Genomic DNA, 19,890 nt, shown 5'->3' with positions numbered 1-19,890 from the left:
TGAAAAATGGCCCGTTGCCGGGCCATTGCAGTGCGTGCCTTGCACGACACGGGATTGTCCATCAGATCGCAGGCTTGTCGCTTTGCGCGGTCAGATTGTCCTGCAGTTCCTTGTTCATTGGCAGGCCCAGCGCCTGGTTCTTCGGAGGGATGGGCTGCAGGAACCACTTGTCGTACAGCTTGGTGAACTCGCCCGACTTCATCATGCCGCCGATGACGCCATCGACGATCTTCTTGAACGGTGCATCGCCCTTGGGCAGCATGCAGGCATAGGGCTCGACTTGCAGTGCGTCGGCCACCACTTCGTAGGCCGCCGGGTCCTTGGAGTTGGCCTTGAGGCCGAACAGCAGGATGTCGTCCATCGCAAAGCCGGCTGCGCGGTCGTTTTCCATCAGCAGGAAGCCGTCAGCATGATCCTTGGCCAGGGTAATGTTGATGTCCAGCTTCTGGTCGGCGCTGTACTTGCGCACCACAGGCAGGTTGGTGGTGCCGGTGGTGATCGCCAGGGTCTTGCCCTTCAGATCAGCCCAGTTCTTGATGCCCGCGCTCTTCTTTACCGCCACGCGGGTGCCGGTGTAGAAGTAGTTGATCGCGAAATCCACGTCCTTGTTGCGGGCGCTGTTGTTGGTGGTGGAGCCGCATTCGAGCACCACGGTGCCGTTCTGGATCAGCGGAATGCGGTTGGCCGAGGTGACGGGTTGCCATTTGACCTTCAGGTCGGGCTTGCCGATTTCCTTGCGCACGGCGTCTGCCACGGCGTTGGAGATGTCCACCGAGAAGCCGATGGCGTTCTGGCCACCGGAGAGGTAGCTGAACGGCACCGAGGATTCACGGTAGGCGAACGTGATTTCGCCCGAATCCTTGGCCTTGGCCAGCACATCGGCAAAGGCCGAGGGCAGGCAGGCGATGGCGGCAGCAGCACAGACCAGCGACTTAACAAACTTCATCGGGAACCTCCTTGAATCAAACAATAGGAACAGTGTAGAAACCAGCACTTTGTTTCAACAATGCCTTTTTGGGACAGGCCCATAACGCTTGGTTATGGTGCATGGCATACCGCACAGAGGCGGAACCGCTGTACCTATAAGCAAATGGCATGCCTGTTGCCCATTTTGCTATGCGACAGGCGGATTTCAAGCGCCTATATTTAAGGGTTTTCAGGGGGTGTTCCATGCAGGTTTGCATTCTGGGTGCGGGGATTGTGGGTTTGGCTGCCGCCTATGAGCTGACCCAGGCCGGGCACCAGGTGACGGTGGTTGACAAGGCCTCCCATGCGGGCAGTGGCACCAGCAAGGGCAATGGTGCGCAGCTGAGCTACAGCTATGTGCAGCCGCTGGCCGACCCTGCGATCTGGAAGCAGCTGCCCAAGCTGCTGTTCAGCAGCGATTCGCCGCTCAAGTTCCGCCTGCAGGCCGATCCCCAGCAGTGGAAATGGGGCCTGGCCTTTCTGGGCGCCTGCAATGCCGACCGCTCCGCCGCCAGCACCCGCGCCTTGCTGCAACTGGCTGCCGTCAGCCGCCAGCGTTTTGAGGCCATGCAGACCCAGGTCGGGGGCGACTGGGACTACAGCACCACCGGCAAGCTGGTGCTCTACCCCAGTGATGCAGCCGTGCAATCGGCGCGCCACCAGGTCGATGTGCAAAGCCAGCTGGGCAGCGCGCCGCAGCGCATCGTCGGCCCCGACGAAGCGGTGGCGCTCGAGCCCGCGCTGGCCGCTTACCGCAGCCAGTTCGCCGGCGCCGTGCACACGCCCAGCGAGTGCGCCGCCGATTGCTACCAGGTCTGCCGCCAGCTCGAAGACTGGCTGCGCCAAAAGGGCGTGAAGTTCATCATGGACACCCCCATCGAGCGCCTGCGCCGCGAAGGGGGCAAGATCGTCGCGCTGCAGACCGCGCAGGGCGAGATCGAGGCCGACCACTTCATGGTCGCGCTGGGCGTGGACAGCGTGGCGCTGTGCAAGCCGCTGGGGGTGGATCTGCCGGTCTACCCGCTCAAGGGCTACAGCATCACGTTGGACGTGGCCGCAGCAGGCCGCAAGGCACCGGCGGTGAGCATTACCGACAGCGCCCGCAAGGTGGTGTTTGCGCGCATTGGCCAGCGCCTGCGCGTGGCCGGCATGGTGGAGCTGGTGGGCCACGACCTGCGCATTCCGCAGGACAAGATCCGCAGCCTCTGCGCGTCCACCGAAGCGGTGTTTCCCGGTTGCAGCGATTACGTCAACGTCCAGCCCTGGGCCGGCCTGCGCCCTGCCACGCCGACGGCCGTGCCGATTGCCAAGTCGGCCGGTGCCAGCAACCTCTGGATCAACACCGGCCATGGCGCGCTGGGCTTTACGTTGGCGTTTGGCACCGCTGCACAGCTGGCCTACGACATCGGCCAGACCGCCTAAGCCGCAAATCCGCCTACAGCTGCGCCGCAAGCACCTTCTGCATCTCGCGCGTGATGGCCTTGACCAGCAAGGACTGCGGCTGCGAGACCGCGCGGATCGCATTGACCGGCACCTGCAGGCCCGGCGCCAAAGGCAGCACATCGACCTTGCTGTGGTCCGCGGACAAGGCGGTGCAGCCATCGACCATCGCGACGCCCAAACCATGGTGGGCCATCGCCAGCGCCGTGTGGTAGGTCTGCACCGTCACAAAGTGGTCCAGCCCGGCGCTCGATTCGCGGGCCAGCTGGCTCAGCAGCATGCCGACGGGGTCCTGCGCATCCAGGCTGATGGTGGGCACGCCGGTCAGGTCCTCGAGCGAGAGGCTGCCCGCGCGCAGCTTGAAGGGCGGCAGCATGCCCTTGGGCACCACGCAGACCATGGGCACGCGCGCCAGGCTCTCCTGCTGCAGGCTGGCCTGCTGCACATTGCTGAGCACAAAGCCGACATCGGCCTCCTGCATCATCAGCGCCGAGACGATCTGCGGCGAATGCAGCGACTGCAGGCTGACGCTGACATGCGGGTGCTTCTGCTTGAACTGCGCCAGCGCCCGGGGCAGTACCTCATGGCTCAGCGCCAGCACGCTGGCAATGCGCAGCTCATCGCCGTCGCGGCCCTTGCGCAGGCTGTCGGCCAGGCGCTGCACCTCTTCGAGCTGGGCAAACAGCTTTTCCATATGCGGCAGCAAGGCCAGCGCCTCGCTGGTCGGCGCCAAGCGGCCCTTGCTGCGCTGGAACAGCGCAAAGCCCAGCTGCAGCTCGGCATGCTGCAAGGTGCGGCTGACGGCCGGCTGCGAGATGTTGATGAGCCGCGCCGCAGCGCTGACGCTGCCGGTGTGCATCACGGCGTTGAAGACTTCGATATGGCGCAGGCGCATGGGTGGGGCCTCGCGGGTCAGCGGCCAGCGCCGATGTTGCTGCCGCCAGGGCCATCTTCTGCCTGCATGCGCGCCAGCCGCGCGCTCTTCCAGTACACATCGTCACCGCCATCGACACGGTTGAGCACACGGGCCAGCACAAACAGCAGGTCGGACAGCCGGTTGAGGTACTGGCGCGGCGCGGGGCGCATGGCCTCGCCCTGCTCCAGCGCCACCACCATGCGCTCGGCGCGGCGCGCCACGGTGCGGCAGACATGGGATTGCGCAGCAGCGCGCGTGCCTGCGGGCAGGATGAATTCGGCCAGGCGCGGCAGCTGCGCGTTGTAGTGCGCCAGTGCGGTATCGAGCTGCAGCAATGCATCGTCCTTGAGCAGTTCGTAGCCGGGCATGGACAGCTCCCCACCCAGGTTGAACAGCTGGTGCTGGATGTCGATCAGCAGCTCACGCACATCGGCGGGCAGGGGCTCGCACAGCAGCAGCCCGATGTGGGAGTTGAGCTCGTCGACATCGCCCATGGCCTGGGGGCGGCCGCTGGCTTTGGAGACACGGCTGTTGTCGCCCAGGCCGGTGCTGCCATCGTCACCGGTTCTGGTCGCAATTTGGGAGAGACGGTTGCCCATGGGTAATCCTTGTAAAGCGGCTGTGAATCTCCGCCTATTTTCTGTTACCGGCGCGGTAAATATGTAGCCGAGGCAACACTAAGCAAAAATGATAGCAAACAGCGCCGATTCCGGGTTCAATAGAGCCATGTCTGAATGACGAAAGGATCTACAGATGTCTGGCAAGTTTTTCGCCCACCCGTTTGACGCCCGCAGCGTGATGCTGTTTGCATCGATTGCGGTCACATCGGCGATGGCCAGTGCCCAACCTTTGAGCAGCAACCAGCAGCGCATCGGCCAGGCTGCCAGCGGCAGCCGCATTATCCAGGTCGAGCGCCAACTGGGCACCCATGACCCGCGCCGCCACCAGGCGCGCCAGCCGGTCAAAAAGTCTCTCTGACCAGCGTCCCCCGCTGGTTCTCCCGAACTCTCCCTCTCCCCGCTACGGCGGGGTTTTTTCATGGCCGGCTGCAGCGCAGCGGACAGCGCTGGAAGGCGGGCGGTGCTATTCTTGGCTTCCGCCCTGGAGAACCCCATGAACGCGCCCACCTCCCCCCACATCCTGGCTGCTGCGCAGCGCCCTATTCCCGATGCCTTCATGGCAGCGCTCAGTGCCCGTTTTGGCAGCCAGTGCGTGACCTCGCAGGCCGTGCGCGAGCAGCACGGCCGCGACGAAGGCTCGATCACCGCGCCGCCACCGGCCGCCGTGGTCTATGCCGAATCCACGCAGGACGTGCAGGATGCCGTGGCCCTGTGCCACCAGTACGAGGTGCCCGTCATTGCCTACGGCGCCGGCTCCTCGCTGGAAGGCCATCTGCTGGCCGTGCAAGGCGGCATCAGCATCGATGTGGGGCGCATGAACCGGGTGCTGTCGATCGACACCGAGGACCTGACCATCACCGTGCAGCCGGGCATCACCCGCAAGCAGCTCAACGAAGCGATCAAGGACACGGGCTTCTTCTTCCCGATCGACCCGGGCGCTGACGCCTCCATTGGCGGCATGGCATCGACCCGCGCCAGCGGCACCAATGCCGTGCGCTACGGCACCATGCGTGAGAACGTGCTGGCGCTGGAGGTGGTGACCGCCAACGGCCAGGTGATCCGCACCGGCAACCGCGCCAAGAAAAGCGCGGCCGGCTACGACCTGACACGGCTGATGGTGGGCAGCGAAGGCACCTTGGGCATCTTTACCGAGATCAGCCTGCGCATCTACCCGCTGCCCGAGGCGGTGAGCGCCGCCATCTGTTCGTTCCCGACCATTGAAGCGGCCGTGCGCACCGTCATCGAGACCATCCAGATGGGCATTCCGATTGCGCGCGTGGAGCTGATCGATGTGAATGCGGTGCGCATGGTCAATGCCTACAGCAAGCTCGATCTGCGCGAGGAACCGATGCTGCTGATGGAGTTCCATGGCTCGCCGACCGGCGTCAAGGAACAGGCCGAGATGGTGCAGGAGCTGGCCAGCGAACATGGCGGCAATGCCTTTGAATGGGCCGAGCGCCCGGAAGACCGCACGCGCCTCTTCACCGCCCGCCACAATGCCTACTTTGCAGCCGTCTCCAGCGTGCCGGGCTGCCGCTGCATCACCACCGATACCTGCGTGCCCATCAGCCGCCTGGCCGATGCGCTGCTGCAGTGCGTGACCGAGGCCGATGCCAGCGGCATCCCCTACTTTCTGGTCGGCCACGTGGGTGACGGCAACTTCCACTTCGGCTACCTGATCGACCCGGACAACGATGCCCAGCGCACCCAGGCCGAGCAGCTCAACCACCAGCTGGTGCAGCGCGCCATTGCGCTGGGGGGCACCTGCACCGGCGAGCACGGCATTGGCGTGCACAAGCAGGGCTTTTTGCTGGAAGAAGCCGGCGAAGGCGCCGTCGCGATGATGCGCGCCATCAAGCAGGCGCTGGACCCGAAGAACATCCTGAACCCGGGCAAGATCTTCCAGCTGGGCTGATCGCCACCATCCCCTTAGAACCTGTTCAAAGTCTCCTCGCGCCGCGACAGTGTCTTTGCGAGATGGGATGCGAGGCGCAACACCGCAGCAATAGCCGCGCTATTGCGAGGATTTGCAACGACGCAGACCGCTCGCAAAGCCACTGTCCCTACGGGTTGGAGTGAAATCGGGCGATTTCTGCGCGCTGGCCCTTGCTTGCACCCCGGTGCAAGCTGCGAACCAGCCCTTCGAACTCATCCCGATTGCACTCCAACGCGGCTGCGTAGAGACTTTGAACAGGTTCTTAGCCAAAGGCCCGCGCCACCAAGCGGTTGCGCGGGCCTTTTAACGCCTTCTGGCGGGTTTGCTGCTGCCACCTAGGGGTGGGCAGCGTCGTGCTTATGCAGGCACCACGGCAGCCTTCTGCTTGCGCGCGGCGACCCCGGCGCCGACAAAGCCGGCGGAGACCACGCTCAGCACCATGCCCACGGCCGCGCCAAAGAACACGCCGGCGTTCATCTGGTGGTCCAGCATGTAGCCAAACACCGGGGCAGCCAGGCAAAAGCCCAGGTCCAGGCCGGAGTACACGGTGCCGTAGACCCGGCCGGTGGCGCCCGGTGGCGCAGCGCGCTTGACCAGCATGTCCCGCGAAGGGCCGGCCAGGCCGGTGCCGATACCGGCCAGCGCCGCCACGCCCAAGGCCACATAGCCGGGCAGCCAGCCGGTGCCCACCAGCGCCAGCAAGATGCCGGAGAACAGCAGGCAGGCAGAGATGACTTTCTCCAGCCGCTCCACCCGGCCCACCAGAAAACCGCCCAGCACCATGCCGGCGGCGCCAAACAGCATATAGCCCGTCACCACATAGGCGGTGATGCTGGCAGGCAGCCCGTAGAGCTGCTGCAATGCGGGGCTGGAGAAGGACTGGATGGCGCTCATCGCGCAGGTGGTCCAGAAAAAGAAGGAGAAGCACAGCCAGACCGATGGCAGCTTCAGAAAGGCCATCGGGTGCTCCTGCGGGGCGGCGGCAGCACCGGCGGCCTTGGGCGCAGCGCCAGCCAGGCTGACGCGGTCATCGAGCGCATCGCGGTTGATGACCATGATGGCCAGGATGATGGCCGCCAGCGCAGCGCCGCAGAGGCAGGCCATGCGCCAGGAGCCGGTGGCCGAGGTGATGCCGGCCATGAACACCGGTGCAGCCGCCCAACCCAGGTTGCCCGAGAGCCCATGCACCGAAAAGCCATGGCCCAGGCGCTGGGGCGAGAGGCGCTTGTTGAGGATGGTGAAATCCACCGGGTGGAAGGGCGCATTGCCCAGGCCGGCAAAAATGGCGGCCAGCATCAGCTGCGCATAGCTGTTGGCGGTGCCGGCAATGACACCGGCCACCGCAAAGCTGCTGAGCGCGGCAAACATGATGGGGCGGGCGCCAAAGCGGTCGACCACAAAGCCGGCCAGCGCCTGGCCCACGCCCGAGACGATGAAAAAGGCCGACACCAGCACGCTGAGCTCGGAGTAGCTGAAGCCGAAGTCCGCAATCAGCCAGGGAAACAGCGGCGGCAGCAGCAGGTGGAAGAAGTGCGAGGAGCCATGGGCCAGGCCCACCAGGCCGATGGTGCGCGAATCCTGCCGCAGGCTGCCCAAGGCGCTCGGGTCGGGTGCGCCGGGGTCCGGTGCGGCGGTCGATGTTGTTGTGCTGGTTGTCATGACAGCGATGTTAGCCAAAGCCCTGTCGGCATGTATGCGACAGAAGGACGATTACTATCGCCAATGTGCCAAGCTGCTGTGCCTGGCACGTTTGCCCTTGCCCACCGCGAACCGCCTTGCGCCCTGCCGCCATGACTTCTGCCGTGACTGCCGCCCCGCCCCCACCGGCACGCATTGCCGCCGGAGGCGACGCTGCCAGCGCCCGCCGTGCCTGGTTGTATGTGGACTCGCTCACCCCGCATCTGTTTGTGCCCACCGCCGAGCGGCCGGTGCGCGCCAAGTTGCGTGAGCTCAGCGGCGACACCCGGGTGCTGCCCCACCAGCATGCCTGGGCGCAGTTGGCCATCTCGGTCACCGGCACCGTGCACCTGCGCGTGCCGTCGGCCACCTTTGTGGTGCCGCCCCGGCGCGCGCTGTGGATTCCGCCTGGCGTCGAGCATGCGGTGACCCTGGTGGAGACGGCCGAGCTGCGCACCCTCTACATCTACCAGGCCGAGGGCCAGTGCGGCCCGGGCCCGGGCGACAGCGCCTCCAATCTGTGGCGGCGCTGCCGCGTGCTGGAAGTCTCGGAGCTGATGCGCGCCCTGGTCTGCGACCTGCCCACCGAACCGGATGGCGGGCCCGCGCCCAGCGCTGCGCAACTGGCCCGCGAAGGCCATGTGAGCGCGCTGCTGCTCGATGAGCTGCGCCAGGCCACCCAGCTCGATCTGCGGGTGGACATGCCGCGCGACAAGCGCCTGCACAGCCTGTGCCAGGCGGTGCTGGACGATCCGCTGGCGCATGACAGCCTGCAGGCCTTTGCGCACAACAGCGGCGCCAGCCCCCGCACCATTGCGCGCCTGTTCCGCCAGGAGCTGGGCTGCACCTACCTGCAGTGGCGCCAGCAGGTCATTCTGGCCAAGGCGGTGGAGCTGGGTGCCAGCGGCCTGGCCATTGGCCAGATTGCCGCCGAGCTGGGCTACACCCCCAGTGCCTTCAGTGCGATGGTGCAGCGCGCCTGCGGTCTGTCGCCGGTACGTTTTCTGGGAATGCAAACCCGCTAGGAATCTGTTCTCCCCCGTCTCGTCTCCAACCTCTGTCATTGCCCCACCATGCCCCTGCACAGCTACGAACCCCGCCAAGGCCACCGCCTGCCCCATGACCCGTTCAACGCCATCGTCGGCCCGCGCCCGATCGGCTGGATCTCCAGCATCAGCAGCAGCGGAGTGCTGAACCTGGCGCCCTACAGCTTCTTCAATGCCTTCAACTATGTGCCGCCCATCGTCGGCTTTGCCAGTGTGGGCCGCAAGGACAGCCTGAACAACATCGAGGCCACCGGCGAATTTGTGTGGAACCTGGCGAGCGAATCGCTGGCCGAGGCGATGAACCAGAGCTGCGCAGCCGTCGGCCCCGAGGTCAATGAGTTTGAATTGGCGGGCCTGGCCACCGAACCCTCGCACCTGGTGCGCCCACCGCGCGTGCAAGCCAGCCTGGTGACGATGGAATGCCGCTGCACCCAGATCGTGCAGCTGCAGACCGCGCAAGGCACGCAGGTGCCTACCTGGCTGGTGCTGGGCGAGGTGGTCAAGGTGCACATCGACGAGCAGCTGTTGCAGGACGGCATCTACCAGACGGCAGCGGGCAAGCCGCTGCTGCGCGGCGGCGGGCCGGGTGACTATTTCACGATCAGCGAGGCCGGCAAGTTCGTGATGCGCCGGCCCACCTGATGCGGCAGGCCGGCCTCAGTCGCAGCGCATGCCAGTTGCTGCCGCAAAGCTGCCCAGTGACCAGCCCTGACCGAGCAGAAACATGCGGGTGCTGAGCGGATCGAGCCGCTCGGGTGCAATGCGGTCGCCCAGGTACTGCATCTTCTTGTTGGTGATGTCGACATAGCCCAGGCGGTGGCTGGCCGAGAGCTTGTGCCACAGCGCATGCGCACCGGGCGACTGGCGCGCGCCGGTGACCAGGCACAGGCCTGCATCGAGCGCCCAGCGGTAAATGCAGGAGGCCAGGCCCTTGCGCTGGTAGGCGGGGTCAAAGCGGCTGTGCGGGCCGCGTATGTAGCGGTCGGCGCGCCTGTCCAGCTCGATCAGGCGGTTGAAGACGGTAAAGCCCGCAATGCGGTGCTCCAGCTGGTCTTCGACATAGACGTAGAACTCGCCATCGGCGCTGCGGTAGCGGATCGCGAAACGGGGGTCGGACAAAGGGATTTCGGGCAGGCCATGGAGCCTGTCACCGGGGGTGTGGATGCGATCGTGGATGGAGGCGCATTCGCCTTCGAGTTGATGGGGTGGAATCGGGCTCACATCGATGCGCAACTCCACCGGCCGGTACAGCCAGGATGCCCAGAAGGGCGGTATCGCGAGGTTCATCAAAAACTCCTGCAGTGGAAAACCCGGCAGGTTAGCCCCGCCACCATTTCGCACGCAAAGGGTGCGATATGCGGCTGCCTCCGACGCGCGCAAAAAAGCCCGCCTGGTTTCCCAGGCGGGCTGTCAAAGTGCAAGGCCTTACGGCTTATTGCACACCCAATGTCATCGACGAGGTGGCACGGTTGCCAATCGCCACCGCAGACGAGCGGTTGCCCGATACATTGATGCCGCTGGTGCTTGGCACACCCGAGGCGCTGTAGCTGCCGCTCACCACCGCACTCACGTTGCCGCTGTTGACCTGCGTGGAGGTCAGCACCGCACTGGCCATCTGCTGGCCGGGCAGCGCCGAGACGTTCACCACGTTGTCTGCGTTGTTGCCTACGGCTGTGGCGCTGGCGGTGTTGCCGCTCAGATTGAGGGAGCTGCCACGGGTGAAGGCATCGGCGTTCAGGCTTGCGGTGGCGACAACATTGCCGCTGTTGGTCTGCGCATTGAGCAGGCCCACGGCCGATCCGCTGTTGAGCGCCGTGCCTGCACCTACTTGCACGCTGTTGAGCGAGGTGTTGCCTGCAGCCACTGCCAGCGCCTGGTTGCCGGTGGTGGTGATGTTGCCATCGAGGCGGTTGGCCGCAGTGCCTTGCATCTGCAGGCTGGCGGTAGAAGCCACGGCACCGGAATTACCCTGCACATTGCCCAGCAAGACGGCCTGGTCGCTCGCAAGCGTGCCGGCTGTCACGGTCAGCTGGTTGTTGGCCACGTTGGCACGGGCCAGGCTGCTGGCCTGGTTGCCAGTGATGGTGGTGTTGCCGCTGGGATCGGTGACCACGCTGCGGCCACTGAGGATCTGCATCTCGGTGGTGGCCGTGGTGTCACCTGCCGACAACTGCAGGTTGCCCAACAGGTTGGGCTGGGTGCCGGCCGCACTCAAGGTGCTGGTGGCCTGGATGTCCAGCGCATTGGTTGCCTGGTTCTGGCTGGCATTGGCGCTGAACTGGTTGCCGCTCACCACCAGTTCATGGCCGCCTGCGCGCGTGGTGACAGGTGTCAGGTTGCTCGTACCCTCAACGCCCAGGTTGACCTTGGTCAGTGCGCTTGCATTGCCCGATTGCACGGCCTGCACATTGAACAGGTAGGCTGCCGAGTTGCCATCGATGCGGCTGCCAGAGAGCGCGACCTGGTTGTCCGCCTGGTTGATGATCGCGTCCGAGCCGCCCACATTACCGCTGACCGTGAGGCTGGAACCCGAGGCCGTATTGGCGCGCAGACCGATCAGCATGGGGACCGGATCGGGAGAAGGGCTCAGGCTGGTGAGCCCGGCGACCGTGGCGCTGACATCGCCTGAGCCATAGCCCTGCTGGTTGATGACCGCAGCGGCAGCGTCTGTCACGCCGTTGGTGGCATTGACACGGGCCAGGTTACTGGCCTTCTGGCTGGCAGCGTTGGCGTTGAACTGGTTGCCGCTGACCACCAAGGTGGCATTGCTGGCGCTGGTGGTAGTTGCGCCCACCAGGTTGGATCCGGTGCTAGCCTGGACCTCGCCCGTCGCATGGCCCTGCGTGTTGGTCACCAGCGCGGACGATTGCGTCACCGCATTATCGGCACCGAACTGGGCGTCGTTGGTGGCGGAGGCTGCCGTCGCTTCGGAACTGAGCTGGTTGCCGCTCACCGTCAGGCTGGTGCTAGACAGACTGGTGGAGCTGCTGCCGATGCGCGCAACGCTGGCACTGGCCGAAACGGCACCACCCATGTTCAGCTGGGTGTTGGACGTGGTGGCCTGGCTGTCAGCGATGTTGCTGGCGCCGGCACGGGTCTGGTTGCTGGCGCTGGAGCCCTGGGCCTGGGCCTGTACCAGATTGCCGCTGACGCTCAGGGTGTCATTGGTGCTGTCCAGGGTCTGCACGCCCAGCGATCCCACATTGGCACCAGCTGTGACAACGGGCGAGCTCAGGGTTTGGGAATTCGTAGTCTCCAACACCGCACCGCTGATGGAGCCTGCAGCCGCCACGGCCGTGCGGTTGCTGCCGCTATTGCCATCGGCTTGGGCGCTGACGCTGTTACCGGCGACGCTGTAGCTGTTGTTGGCCGAGCCAGGCTTCTGGTTGTCGATGCCCAGCGTGGTTGCCGAGCCTGAGGCGATGACAACACCGCTATTGGCCTGGGTCGCCGTGGTGCCCAAAACCGTATTGGGCACCTGCACCACGTCACCGGATGACGTGATCTGCAGGGTACTGGTCTGCTGGTTGCCGCCAGCGGAGGCTTGCACCTGGTTGCCGCTCACGCTCAGCGTGCTGTCCGTCATGGGCTGGTTGGGGGTGCCCTGAACCCGGATACCCAGCAAATTACCGACCGAGCTGATGCCGAAAACGTTGCCCTCGGCCACTTGGTCAACGCTGCTGCTGGCATCGGCCCCCACATTGACGCTGCTGCCCTGCACCTGGATACCTGCCTGGGTGGTATTGGCCTGCGCGCTGGCATCGATCTTGTTGCCCGAGACGCTCAGCCTCAGGTTGTCCATGGCATTGGCGGGGTTGGCACCACCGGTCTGGTTCAGGCGGATACCCACCTGGTTCAGCGTAGTGATGGCTGTCACCGCGCCGGTTGCCGCCTGGCCTTGGGTGACGGTAGCCGTCGCCGGGGTGTTCATGTCAACCGCCGTGCCGGTGATCTGCATGGTGCCCACTGCCGTGCTGCCGATCGCCGCGGCGCTGGCTTCGTTGTTACTCACGCTGGCGGTATCACCATCGTGGTTGCCGACCACATTGGCGGCATTGACGCCGACCGTGCCCGAGGTGATGCTGCTGACGGTGCTATTGACCTGCTGGGCAATGTCCACCGTTGGCTGCGCTGGTAGCTGGTTGTTGATGGTCAGGGCAGCAGCGGCACCGGTATCGAGCCGGTGCTGGTTGCCAATAGCCAGCGCATCCACGCCATTGCCATTCACCACACCGTTGCCGGGGAAGGTGGTGTACTGCGCATTGCTGTTGTTTTGTGCGTTAACGACCCCATTGCTGGTCTGGTTGGTTGTGGGCCCGGTCACCGGAAGGGTTCCGTTGCTCTGTGCCAGCGCCACGCCCGAGGTGGCGGCGATCAATGCGGCCGCAGCGGCCAGTGGAGCCAGGCGTGCCCGGCGAAGAGAGGTTGGGTGCTTGTGGGACATGACTGTCTCCTAGTCGTACAGGGAGGAACACTAGACGTGATTTGGGTGTTTTATGCTCTTAGTGCCCGTCTATAAAGCGCTATAAGCTATTGAATGAGTAGCTGCAGGAACGAAGCTGCTCAAGGCTTGATCTGCAGGCGGGCCAGCAGGCGGTAGCCGGCGCCGTAGCGGTGCACCGTGGTGTCGCCGGGCGCAGGCCGCCACTGCAGCTGCACCTGGCTGGGGGGAATGCCGTGCTGGGCCAGTTCGGCACGCAAGGACTGCAGGCGTTCGTCGGTCAGTGCATCGCGGCGAGCGGGGTTCTGGTCGTTCTCGTTCTCCCGCGCCAGCAGCGCCATCCGCACACCCTGGCCGGCGCGCAGGCGGGTCGCCACGGTCTCTGCGGCGGTGGCCGATTGCTGGGCAATGCGGGTGTTGTTCTCTTCAAAGACCACATCCAGCGAGGTCATCGCAGCAGCCGTCTTCTCGGGCATGGCCGGCGTGGCCGCAGCAGCAGGGGCCGCTGCAGGCGCAGGCGCAGCGGCAGCTGCCGCGGTGTCGGCAGGCATCGCTGCTGGGGGTACTGCGGCGGGCTCGCCAGCCGCCGTCTTGGCGCCGTCCATGCAAGGGCCTGCCGGGGTTTGCGTCACGGTGCTGATCAGCTCCAGCACGCCCTGCTCCAAGGTGGTGCGCACGCCCAGTTGCACGGGCTCCAGGTCCTTGCTGCCGGCGTTGATGTCGAACAGGTTGCTGCCGAAGAAGCGGAAGATGCCCGCACCGATCTCGCGGCCCACGATCTGCTTTTGCAGGCTGACGGCCCGCACCACGCGCAAGGTCTTGGTCTCGACGATGCGCAGGTCGGCCCCGACATTCATCGTGAAGACCCGGAAGCGCGGTCCGATCTGGTTGACCTGGGCTTCGATGCCGCCGGACTGGATGTTGTAGTTCACCTCGGTGAGGCCACCGATGATGTAGTAGTCGGAACGGAGGATGGAGCCGCCGTAGTACGGCAGCCAGGGCACCGCGCGCTGGCCCTTCTCATCGGCCAGCGCGTGCTGGTTGCCATCGCCCAGTTGGCGCCGGTCGGTATAGGCCAGCTCCAGCTCGGCCACGCGGGTGTCGAAGCGCTCGCGCACATCGATGGCACCGCCGAGCTTGCCGAGCGCCGAATAGACCATCAACGACCCGCCTTGGGTGACGACATTGCCATCGCCCTGCGAGTACTTGCCGGTGTAGTCCTTGATGTCACCGACGGCAATGGACAGCGGTGCGCGGCCACTGCGCTGCTCGACGATGCGGTGCGACAGGCAGGCAAAGCTGTTGTCCAACGGCGTGCCGTTGTGGCGCGGGCCGGGGCCCTGCATCACGGGCGCTTCGTCATCGGCCATGCGCACCTGTTGGTAGGTGGGCAGTGCGCAACCGCTCAGCAGCAGGGTGGCGGCCAGGGCCGACAGGGTCATCGTGCGGCGGGGCAGCGGGCTGATCGTGGGCAGGGGGGAAAGCTTCAATGCGTGCATGGGGTCCTCCGTCCGCGCTTAGTTGATGGCGCCACTGGCACCGAACTGGCAGGCCGAGCTGCCGCTCACGTTGGTGCTTTGGTTGCCGCTGTTGTTCTGCGCGACCTGCATGTCCTGCTGGCCATGGGCGTTTTCGCTGTTGATCGGCGCCATCGTCGTCGTCGATGGGCTGCCCTGCACGCCGCTGCTGATGGCGCCGGTGTTGCTCTGGTTGTTGTTGGCCACACCGCCCCGGCCCAGGTTGTCACTGCTTTGGCTGGCGCTGCCGGTGCTCGATGCGCTGTTGCCGGCCGATGCATTGGTCTGCGGCGATGCAACCTGGTTGGCCTGGTCGGCCGAGCTGCTGTTACCAGCGGCGGTGGGCTGGAAATTGCAGTTCACCTGGCGCTCGATATTGGTGATGTAGGTACTCTTGAAGGCATCGTAGTAGCCGCCCTTTTTCTTCTCGACCAGGTCGTTGGTGAGGGCCCGGTTGGCCCGGTCGGCGCTGGTCTGGAACTGCCAGGGCACGGATTCGCCGAGCCAGCCTTGTGCGTGGCTGGAAGCGGCCGCCGCCAGCAGGGCGGCGGCAAGGTAGATGGCGCTGTGTTTCATGTCGTCCTCACAGTTGGGTGTTGTGCTGTTCATGGGCAAAACAGATGGAGCGACGACAGGCATCCCATGGCGGCCAGCCATCGCATGGGAAGGATGTTCGGCTGACCGTAAGTAATTGTAAATAGACCAGATGTACTAGCTCAGGGGCTGAAAAATGACCTAAATCCGCGCCGGAACTCAGGCCGTATTTGGTATTTAATTCATTAAAATCATAAAGATGCAGGTTATCCATGCTGCCCCAGCTGCTGGCATCCCGGCTTCGGTCGAGGCACTAGTGCATTTGGACTATTGGTCGCTTTAGTAAATAGATGTAAGGTACGGCCCATGACGACCTGCCTCGCCGATGCCGCAAGAAGGAGACTGCGGATATGACACTTCCTCTCCCATCACTGATGCTGGTGGACGACCATCCCCTCTTCCGCCAGGGCCTGCGCATGATGCTGTCGAGCAGCAACATGCTGCAGGCCGACATCCATGAGGCCGGTTCGGTCACCGATGCCGTGGCGCAGGCGCACTGGGTCAACCTGGTGATGCTGGACATCAGCATGCCGGGCTGCGATGGCCTCGAAGGCATTGGCCAGATCCGCAAACGCTGGCCCGGTGCCTATGTGGTGATGCTCTCGGGCCATGACCACCCCGAGCTGATGCGCGATGCGGTGCGCCAGGGCGCCTCCGGCTTCATCTCCAAGGCGCTGGAGCCCGAGGCCATCTGCGCCCAGGTGCAGCACTGGCTGCTGCGCAGCCTGGGCATGGAGCAGAACATCCACAAGGCCAGCGGCCGCAGCCTGACGCCAGACGCCAAGCCGCATGCCGAAGTGCTGCCGCTGCGCCAGTACGAGGTGCTCAAGATGCTGGCCAAGGGCTTCAGCAACAAGGCTATTGCCAAGCATTTCGGTTTGAGCGAACACACGATCCGCAACCAGGTGGCCTCCATCCTCAAGCACCTGGGCGCCGATACCCGAACCCAGGCGGTGCTGGTGGCACAGCGCAACGGCATCCTGCCCGCCACGGCCATCAAATAAAGCTGCCGCTGTCGCCGCCCAAGCGCCAGCGCCATGCCACTTGCCGGCCCCTTGCCAGGCAGGTGTACAACCAGGAAGCCATGATGGACACAGGCCCCCAAGACAAGCCCCAGTGGATGCGCTGGGCGCTGGCCGTTTTGCTGCTCTGCTGCCTGGTGGGCCTCGCGCCCGCCAAGGCTGCGTCGGAGCGCCTGCGCATCGGCATACCGCTGGAGCCTTCCTCGTTCGATATCACCAGCACCTCGGCAGCCACCGCCAGCGAGATCGCCTATGCCAATGTGTTCGAGGGCCTGACGATCATCGACGGGCAAGGCCAGATCAAGCCGCGCCTGGCCCTGAGCTGGACGGTGAGCCCGGACGGCAAGCAGGTCGATGTGCTGCTGCGCCGCAACGTGCGTTACCACGATGGCACGCCCTTCAACGCCGCGACCGCCGCCTTCAGCCTGCAGCGGCTGCTGCAGATGAGGAACACCAATGCCTACCTCGAGTGGTTCGACAAGCTGGTGTCGGCCGAGGCCAGGGACGAGTACCTGCTGCGCATCCGCCTGAGCGAGCCCGACGCGCTGCTCAGCTATGCACTGGCGATGCCCGGTGCGGTGATGGTGCACCCCGATAGCGCAGCCAGCAATGCCAGCACGCCGGTGGGCACCGGCCCGTACCGGGTCGAGAAATGGACCAAGGGCAAGTCGATCACCTTGCTGCGCAATGAGCAGTGGTGGGACAGCCGCAAGCCGGCCATCCGCATGGCCGATTTCCTCTTCATGTCCAGCGCGGCCGAGACCGAAAACATGCTGGCCGAAGGCCGCATCGATGCGCTCAGCTCGGTGACCCGGCTGACGGCTTCGTTCATGGCGCGCACCGACTATGTGATGGGGCAGCGCGGTGTCGAAGGCAAGCTGCTGATCGCGATGAACAATGCCCGCGCTCCGCTTGACGATATCCGGGTACGGCGTGCCATCAACCATGCGCTGGAGCGCAGCCGCTACCAGGGCATCTACGGCAGCTCGATCGAGGTGCTGCCCATTGGCAGCCACTTCTCACCGCATCACCCGGCCTATGTCGATCTGGTGCAGCGCTACCCCTACGACCTGGCACAGGCCAAGGCCTTGCTGGCCCAGGCCCAGGTGGCCCCGGGAACCAGCCTGCGCCTGGCCGTGCCGCCGACCGATTACGGGCGCTATGGCAGCCTGATCGTGGCCGCGCAGCTCGAAGCCATTGGCCTGCAGGTCGAGATCGTCCGCATGGATTGGCCCACCTGGCTGGACCAGGTGATGAAACGCAAGGACTATGACCTGAGCCTGATCATGCATGTGGAGCCGATGGACATCGGCATCTATGCGCGCGATGACTACTACTTCAACTACCACAACCGGGTGTTCAAGAAGATCTGGGAAAAGCTGCGCGCTTCGGCGTCGCCCCAGGAGCTGGATGAATGGCTGGGCCAGGCGCAAAGGCAGCTGGCCGAAGACGCCGTCAATGCGTTCATCGTCGTGCGGCCGGAGCGCAACTTCATGCGCAGGGGCCTGGTGGGCATGTGGTCGCGGTGCCCGATCCCGACCTTTGCGCTCGAAGACCTGCGCTGGCAGAACTGATGCCTATTCCAGACCGCCTCCATTCCCCTGCTGCTGCACAGACTGCACAGACCGCCACGGACCAACGCAGTTTTCCGATGTCGGTGACCTCGCGCATCCTGCTGATGCTGGTGATTCTGGCAGTGGGCATTGCCGTGGTGTTTGCACTGACCCTGCAGGGCCTGCGCCGCACCAACCAGGCCTTGCAGCAGCTGTCGAGCGTGGAGATGGAGCAGCTCATCGCCAGCACCCGGGTGATGCAGCAAAGCGAGATGATCGGCAGCTATGCGCGCCTGGTGGCCATCACCAATGACATCGGCGAGCGGCGCCTGAACATGGTGGAGCTGACCGACCGCATGGGCTGGCTCGACAAGCTGCTCGGCGAGATGACGCAGACCCGGCTGGATGGCGAGATCGATCCGCTGATGCAGTCCAAGCGCAATGCGCTCAATGCCAATGTGCAGCAGCTCAGCCAGGCCATCTTCCAACCCGCGCAGCATGGCCAGGACGAGCGCAGCATCTTCCAGCTGGTGGCCGACAACCAGATGCTGGCCACCGACATGTCCTTGTTGGCCAGCCGCGCAGCGGCCGACCTGCGGCGCCAGCTCAATGAACGCAGCGTGCAGCTGTCGCGCGATGTGGCCGCCCAGCAGACCAACCTGAACTGGCTGGTGGCCGTGCTGATCCTCTGTGTGGTGATGGCGGGCATCTACATGCATGCGTCCGTGTCGCGCCGCCTGGTGGCGCTGCGCCGCGAGGTGAGCAATGACGAGTTTGGTGGCATCTACGCGGTGCCCCAGCAGTGGGGCGACGAGATCGACCAGCTGGGCCGGGCCATTGCATCCTACAAGAAGCACCTGAGCGACCATGCCCGCTCGGCGCAGAATGCGGTGCGCGCGAAGAACCGCTTTCTGGCCGGTGCCAGCCATGACCTGCGCCAGCCGGTTCAGGCGCTCAACCTGTTTCTGGAGACCTTGCGCGGCTCGGGCCTCAACAGCCAGCAGGCGGTGGTGCTGGAGCATGCGCGCGCCGCATTGTCGGCCAGCCGCGAGATGCTCGACACCTTGATGGACTACTCGCGCATCGAGGCCGGGGTGCTCGATCCCAAGTTCCAGCCGGTGGCCATTGCCGGCTTTCTGCGCAGGCTGGAGAAAGAGTTCGGTCCGCAGGCCGATGCCAAGAACCTGGTCTTCCGCGTGCGCGACAGCGAGGACTGGATCTACACCGACCAGTCGCTGCTGTTCATGCTGCTGCGCAATCTGGTGTCCAACGCGCTGCGCTATACCGAACAGGGGGGCGTGCTGCTGGGCGTGCGCAAACGCGGGCTGCAAAGGGTCATCGAGGTCTGGGACACCGGCGTGGGCATCGATGACGAACACCACGACCTGATTTTCCAGAAGTTCCGCCAGGTGGGCGAGGACCACCAGATGGGAACCAAGGGCCTGGGACTGGGCCTGGCGATCGTGCGCGAGCTGGCCGATATCCTGAACGTGCAGGTCACGCTGTCATCGGTTCCCGGGCGCGGCAGCGTGTTCCGGGTCAGCCTGATGGCCGAGGCCGTGCCTGCGGGCGGCTATGGGCTGGTCGCCGGCCTGTGGGAGCAGCCCGACGAGGGCGACTATTCGTCGCTGCATGGCCTCAAGGTGCTGGTGGTGGACGATGAGCCGCTGGTGCGCGTGGGACTGGCCAGCATGCTTGAGCAATGGCATTGCCAGGTGATGAGCGCCGCCACGGTGGACCAGGTGCGGCGCCTCATCGGCCACATGCAGGAGAGCAGCAGCAAGCCGTTTGATGTGGTGCTGACCGACCTGCGCCTGTCGGCGACCGAAGACGGCAGCATGGTCGTGATGGCGGTGCGCGATGCCACGGCCGAGCATGCGCCTTGGCAGCAGACGCTTCCCCATTACGTGATTCTGACCGGCGACACGGCCCCCAAACGGCTGCAGATGGCCAGCAGCCTGGGAGCGACGTTGATGCACAAGCCGATGGACCCACGCCAGCTGCACAAGCTGCTGGCACGGGAGCTGCGGCTGCGCTGCGATATCGAGGAGTTCATGGAAACCCAGCCCCCTGCCGATATCGACGAGGCCACCGACAAGGCATGAAAAAGCCCGCCGGGGCGAGCGGCGGGCGGGTAGCCGGGCGAGGCTGCAGTCTGCGCG

At 65.0% G+C, this 19,890-nt stretch carries 17 protein-coding genes; 8 read left to right on the top strand and 9 right to left on the bottom strand.

What is annotated here, in order from left to right:
• Positions 1-61: 61 nt before the first annotated feature.
• A complete protein-coding gene (locus tag MJ205_RS20145) occupies positions 62-946 on the bottom strand; it encodes an amino acid ABC transporter substrate-binding protein (RefSeq protein ID WP_239810079.1) in 885 nt (294 codons plus the stop codon).
• 224 nt (positions 947-1,170) lie between these two features.
• On the opposite strand from MJ205_RS20145, the gene MJ205_RS20140 reads away from it, so the two are divergent.
• Positions 1,171-2,388 (top strand): D-amino acid dehydrogenase, encoded by a 1,218-nt coding sequence (locus MJ205_RS20140; RefSeq protein WP_239810078.1) that lies wholly within the window; start codon positions 1,171-1,173, stop codon positions 2,386-2,388.
• Between the two features lie 13 nt (positions 2,389-2,401).
• On the opposite strand, the gene MJ205_RS20135 is transcribed toward MJ205_RS20140, so the two are convergent.
• Both MJ205_RS20135 and MJ205_RS20130 read right to left on the bottom strand, forming a co-directional pair.
• Entirely contained in the window at positions 2,402-3,301 is a 900-nt protein-coding gene (locus MJ205_RS20135; RefSeq protein ID WP_239810077.1) for a LysR substrate-binding domain-containing protein, read from the bottom strand.
• 17 nt (positions 3,302-3,318) lie between these two features.
• Positions 3,319-3,921, bottom strand: a complete 603-nt coding sequence (locus MJ205_RS20130) for a cob(I)yrinic acid a,c-diamide adenosyltransferase (RefSeq protein WP_230774000.1) — start codon at positions 3,919-3,921, stop codon at positions 3,319-3,321.
• 154 nt (positions 3,922-4,075) lie between these two features.
• Between MJ205_RS20130 and MJ205_RS20125 the strand changes: the two genes are divergently transcribed.
• Both MJ205_RS20125 and MJ205_RS20120 read left to right on the top strand, forming a co-directional pair.
• Positions 4,076-4,300, top strand: coding sequence for a hypothetical protein (locus tag MJ205_RS20125; protein WP_239810076.1), 225 nt, complete (start codon positions 4,076-4,078; stop codon positions 4,298-4,300).
• A gap of 135 nt (positions 4,301-4,435) precedes the next feature.
• Positions 4,436-5,857 (top strand): FAD-binding oxidoreductase, encoded by a 1,422-nt coding sequence (locus MJ205_RS20120; protein ID WP_239810075.1) that lies wholly within the window; start codon positions 4,436-4,438, stop codon positions 5,855-5,857.
• A 378-nt stretch (positions 5,858-6,235) separates the two neighbouring features.
• Here MJ205_RS20120 and MJ205_RS20115 read toward each other — a convergent pair whose 3' ends face one another.
• The gene (locus tag MJ205_RS20115) at positions 6,236-7,537 is read right to left on the bottom strand and encodes an MFS transporter (RefSeq protein WP_239810074.1); all 1,302 of its coding nucleotides are present in this window, start codon (positions 7,535-7,537) and stop codon (positions 6,236-6,238) included.
• A gap of 131 nt (positions 7,538-7,668) precedes the next feature.
• On the opposite strand from MJ205_RS20115, the gene MJ205_RS20110 reads away from it, so the two are divergent.
• Both MJ205_RS20110 and MJ205_RS20105 read left to right on the top strand, forming a co-directional pair.
• Positions 7,669-8,580 (top strand): AraC family transcriptional regulator, encoded by a 912-nt coding sequence (locus tag MJ205_RS20110; RefSeq protein ID WP_239810073.1) that lies wholly within the window; start codon positions 7,669-7,671, stop codon positions 8,578-8,580.
• 48 nt (positions 8,581-8,628) lie between these two features.
• The gene (locus tag MJ205_RS20105; RefSeq protein WP_239810072.1) at positions 8,629-9,243 is read left to right on the top strand and encodes a flavin reductase family protein; all 615 of its coding nucleotides are present in this window, start codon (positions 8,629-8,631) and stop codon (positions 9,241-9,243) included.
• Positions 9,244-9,258: 15 nt separating this feature from the next.
• Here the strand turns inward: MJ205_RS20105 and MJ205_RS20100 are convergent, their stop codons facing one another.
• The 5 genes from MJ205_RS20100 to MJ205_RS20080 all read right to left on the bottom strand — a co-directional run bounded on the left by MJ205_RS20100 (position 9,259) and on the right by MJ205_RS20080 (position 15,367).
• Entirely contained in the window at positions 9,259-9,888 is a 630-nt protein-coding gene (locus MJ205_RS20100) for an N-acetyltransferase (protein ID WP_239810071.1), read from the bottom strand.
• Positions 9,889-10,033: 145 nt separating this feature from the next.
• Entirely contained in the window at positions 10,034-13,045 is a 3,012-nt protein-coding gene (locus MJ205_RS20095) for a beta strand repeat-containing protein (protein WP_239810070.1), read from the bottom strand.
• Positions 13,046-13,164: 119 nt separating this feature from the next.
• The gene (locus MJ205_RS20090; RefSeq protein WP_239810069.1) at positions 13,165-14,541 is read right to left on the bottom strand and encodes a CsgG/HfaB family protein; all 1,377 of its coding nucleotides are present in this window, start codon (positions 14,539-14,541) and stop codon (positions 13,165-13,167) included.
• Between the two features lie 18 nt (positions 14,542-14,559).
• The gene (locus MJ205_RS20085) at positions 14,560-15,135 is read right to left on the bottom strand and encodes a hypothetical protein (protein ID WP_239810068.1); all 576 of its coding nucleotides are present in this window, start codon (positions 15,133-15,135) and stop codon (positions 14,560-14,562) included.
• 7 nt (positions 15,136-15,142) lie between these two features.
• Positions 15,143-15,367, bottom strand: a complete 225-nt coding sequence (locus tag MJ205_RS20080) for a hypothetical protein (protein ID WP_239810067.1) — start codon at positions 15,365-15,367, stop codon at positions 15,143-15,145.
• A gap of 136 nt (positions 15,368-15,503) precedes the next feature.
• Here MJ205_RS20080 and MJ205_RS20075 point away from each other — a divergent pair, with 136 nt between their 5' ends.
• From MJ205_RS20075 to MJ205_RS20065, 3 genes are all read left to right on the top strand, one after another.
• On the top strand, positions 15,504-16,157 hold the full coding sequence (locus MJ205_RS20075) for a response regulator transcription factor (RefSeq protein ID WP_239810066.1): 654 nt from the start codon (positions 15,504-15,506) through the stop codon (positions 16,155-16,157).
• Between the two features lie 83 nt (positions 16,158-16,240).
• Positions 16,241-17,749 carry an ABC transporter substrate-binding protein gene (locus tag MJ205_RS20070; protein WP_239810065.1) on the top strand — a complete coding sequence of 503 codons (1,509 nt, stop codon included), beginning with the start codon at positions 16,241-16,243 and terminating at the stop codon, positions 17,747-17,749.
• Entirely contained in the window at positions 17,749-19,833 is a 2,085-nt protein-coding gene (locus tag MJ205_RS20065) for an ATP-binding response regulator (protein ID WP_239810064.1), read from the top strand. Before MJ205_RS20070 ends, MJ205_RS20065 begins: the two co-directional genes overlap by 1 nt.
• Positions 19,834-19,890: the final 57 nt, after the last annotated feature.

Source organism: Comamonas sp. B21-038, assembly GCF_022387135.1.
Classification (GTDB): Bacteria; Pseudomonadota; Gammaproteobacteria; order Burkholderiales; family Burkholderiaceae_C; genus Comamonas; species Comamonas sediminis.
Note: the sequence above shows the minus strand (reverse complement) of the source record. Positions and strands in the feature narration are given on the sequence as shown.

What these genes read in the sequence shown, in the direction of transcription:
- MJ205_RS20145 (WP_239810079.1), bottom strand. Translation starts at nt 946, where the DNA reads ATGAAGTTTGTTAAGTCGCTGGTCTGTGCTGCTGCCGCCATCGCCTGC.
- MJ205_RS20140 (WP_239810078.1), top strand. Translation starts at nt 1,171, where the DNA reads ATGCAGGTTTGCATTCTGGGTGCGGGGATTGTGGGTTTGGCTGCCGCC.
- MJ205_RS20135 (WP_239810077.1), bottom strand. Translation starts at nt 3,301, where the DNA reads ATGCGCCTGCGCCATATCGAAGTCTTCAACGCCGTGATGCACACCGGC.
- MJ205_RS20130 (WP_230774000.1), bottom strand. Translation starts at nt 3,921, where the DNA reads ATGGGCAACCGTCTCTCCCAAATTGCGACCAGAACCGGTGACGATGGC.
- MJ205_RS20125 (WP_239810076.1), top strand. Translation starts at nt 4,076, where the DNA reads ATGTCTGGCAAGTTTTTCGCCCACCCGTTTGACGCCCGCAGCGTGATG.
- MJ205_RS20120 (WP_239810075.1), top strand. Translation starts at nt 4,436, where the DNA reads ATGAACGCGCCCACCTCCCCCCACATCCTGGCTGCTGCGCAGCGCCCT.
- MJ205_RS20115 (WP_239810074.1), bottom strand. Translation starts at nt 7,537, where the DNA reads ATGACAACCAGCACAACAACATCGACCGCCGCACCGGACCCCGGCGCA.
- MJ205_RS20110 (WP_239810073.1), top strand. Translation starts at nt 7,669, where the DNA reads ATGACTTCTGCCGTGACTGCCGCCCCGCCCCCACCGGCACGCATTGCC.
- MJ205_RS20105 (WP_239810072.1), top strand. Translation starts at nt 8,629, where the DNA reads ATGCCCCTGCACAGCTACGAACCCCGCCAAGGCCACCGCCTGCCCCAT.
- MJ205_RS20100 (WP_239810071.1), bottom strand. Translation starts at nt 9,888, where the DNA reads ATGAACCTCGCGATACCGCCCTTCTGGGCATCCTGGCTGTACCGGCCG.
- MJ205_RS20095 (WP_239810070.1), bottom strand. Translation starts at nt 13,045, where the DNA reads ATGTCCCACAAGCACCCAACCTCTCTTCGCCGGGCACGCCTGGCTCCA.
- MJ205_RS20090 (WP_239810069.1), bottom strand. Translation starts at nt 14,541, where the DNA reads ATGCACGCATTGAAGCTTTCCCCCCTGCCCACGATCAGCCCGCTGCCC.
- MJ205_RS20085 (WP_239810068.1), bottom strand. Translation starts at nt 15,135, where the DNA reads ATGAAACACAGCGCCATCTACCTTGCCGCCGCCCTGCTGGCGGCGGCC.
- MJ205_RS20080 (WP_239810067.1), bottom strand. Translation starts at nt 15,367, where the DNA reads ATGGATAACCTGCATCTTTATGATTTTAATGAATTAAATACCAAATAC.
- MJ205_RS20075 (WP_239810066.1), top strand. Translation starts at nt 15,504, where the DNA reads ATGACACTTCCTCTCCCATCACTGATGCTGGTGGACGACCATCCCCTC.
- MJ205_RS20070 (WP_239810065.1), top strand. Translation starts at nt 16,241, where the DNA reads ATGGACACAGGCCCCCAAGACAAGCCCCAGTGGATGCGCTGGGCGCTG.
- MJ205_RS20065 (WP_239810064.1), top strand. Translation starts at nt 17,749, where the DNA reads ATGCCTATTCCAGACCGCCTCCATTCCCCTGCTGCTGCACAGACTGCA.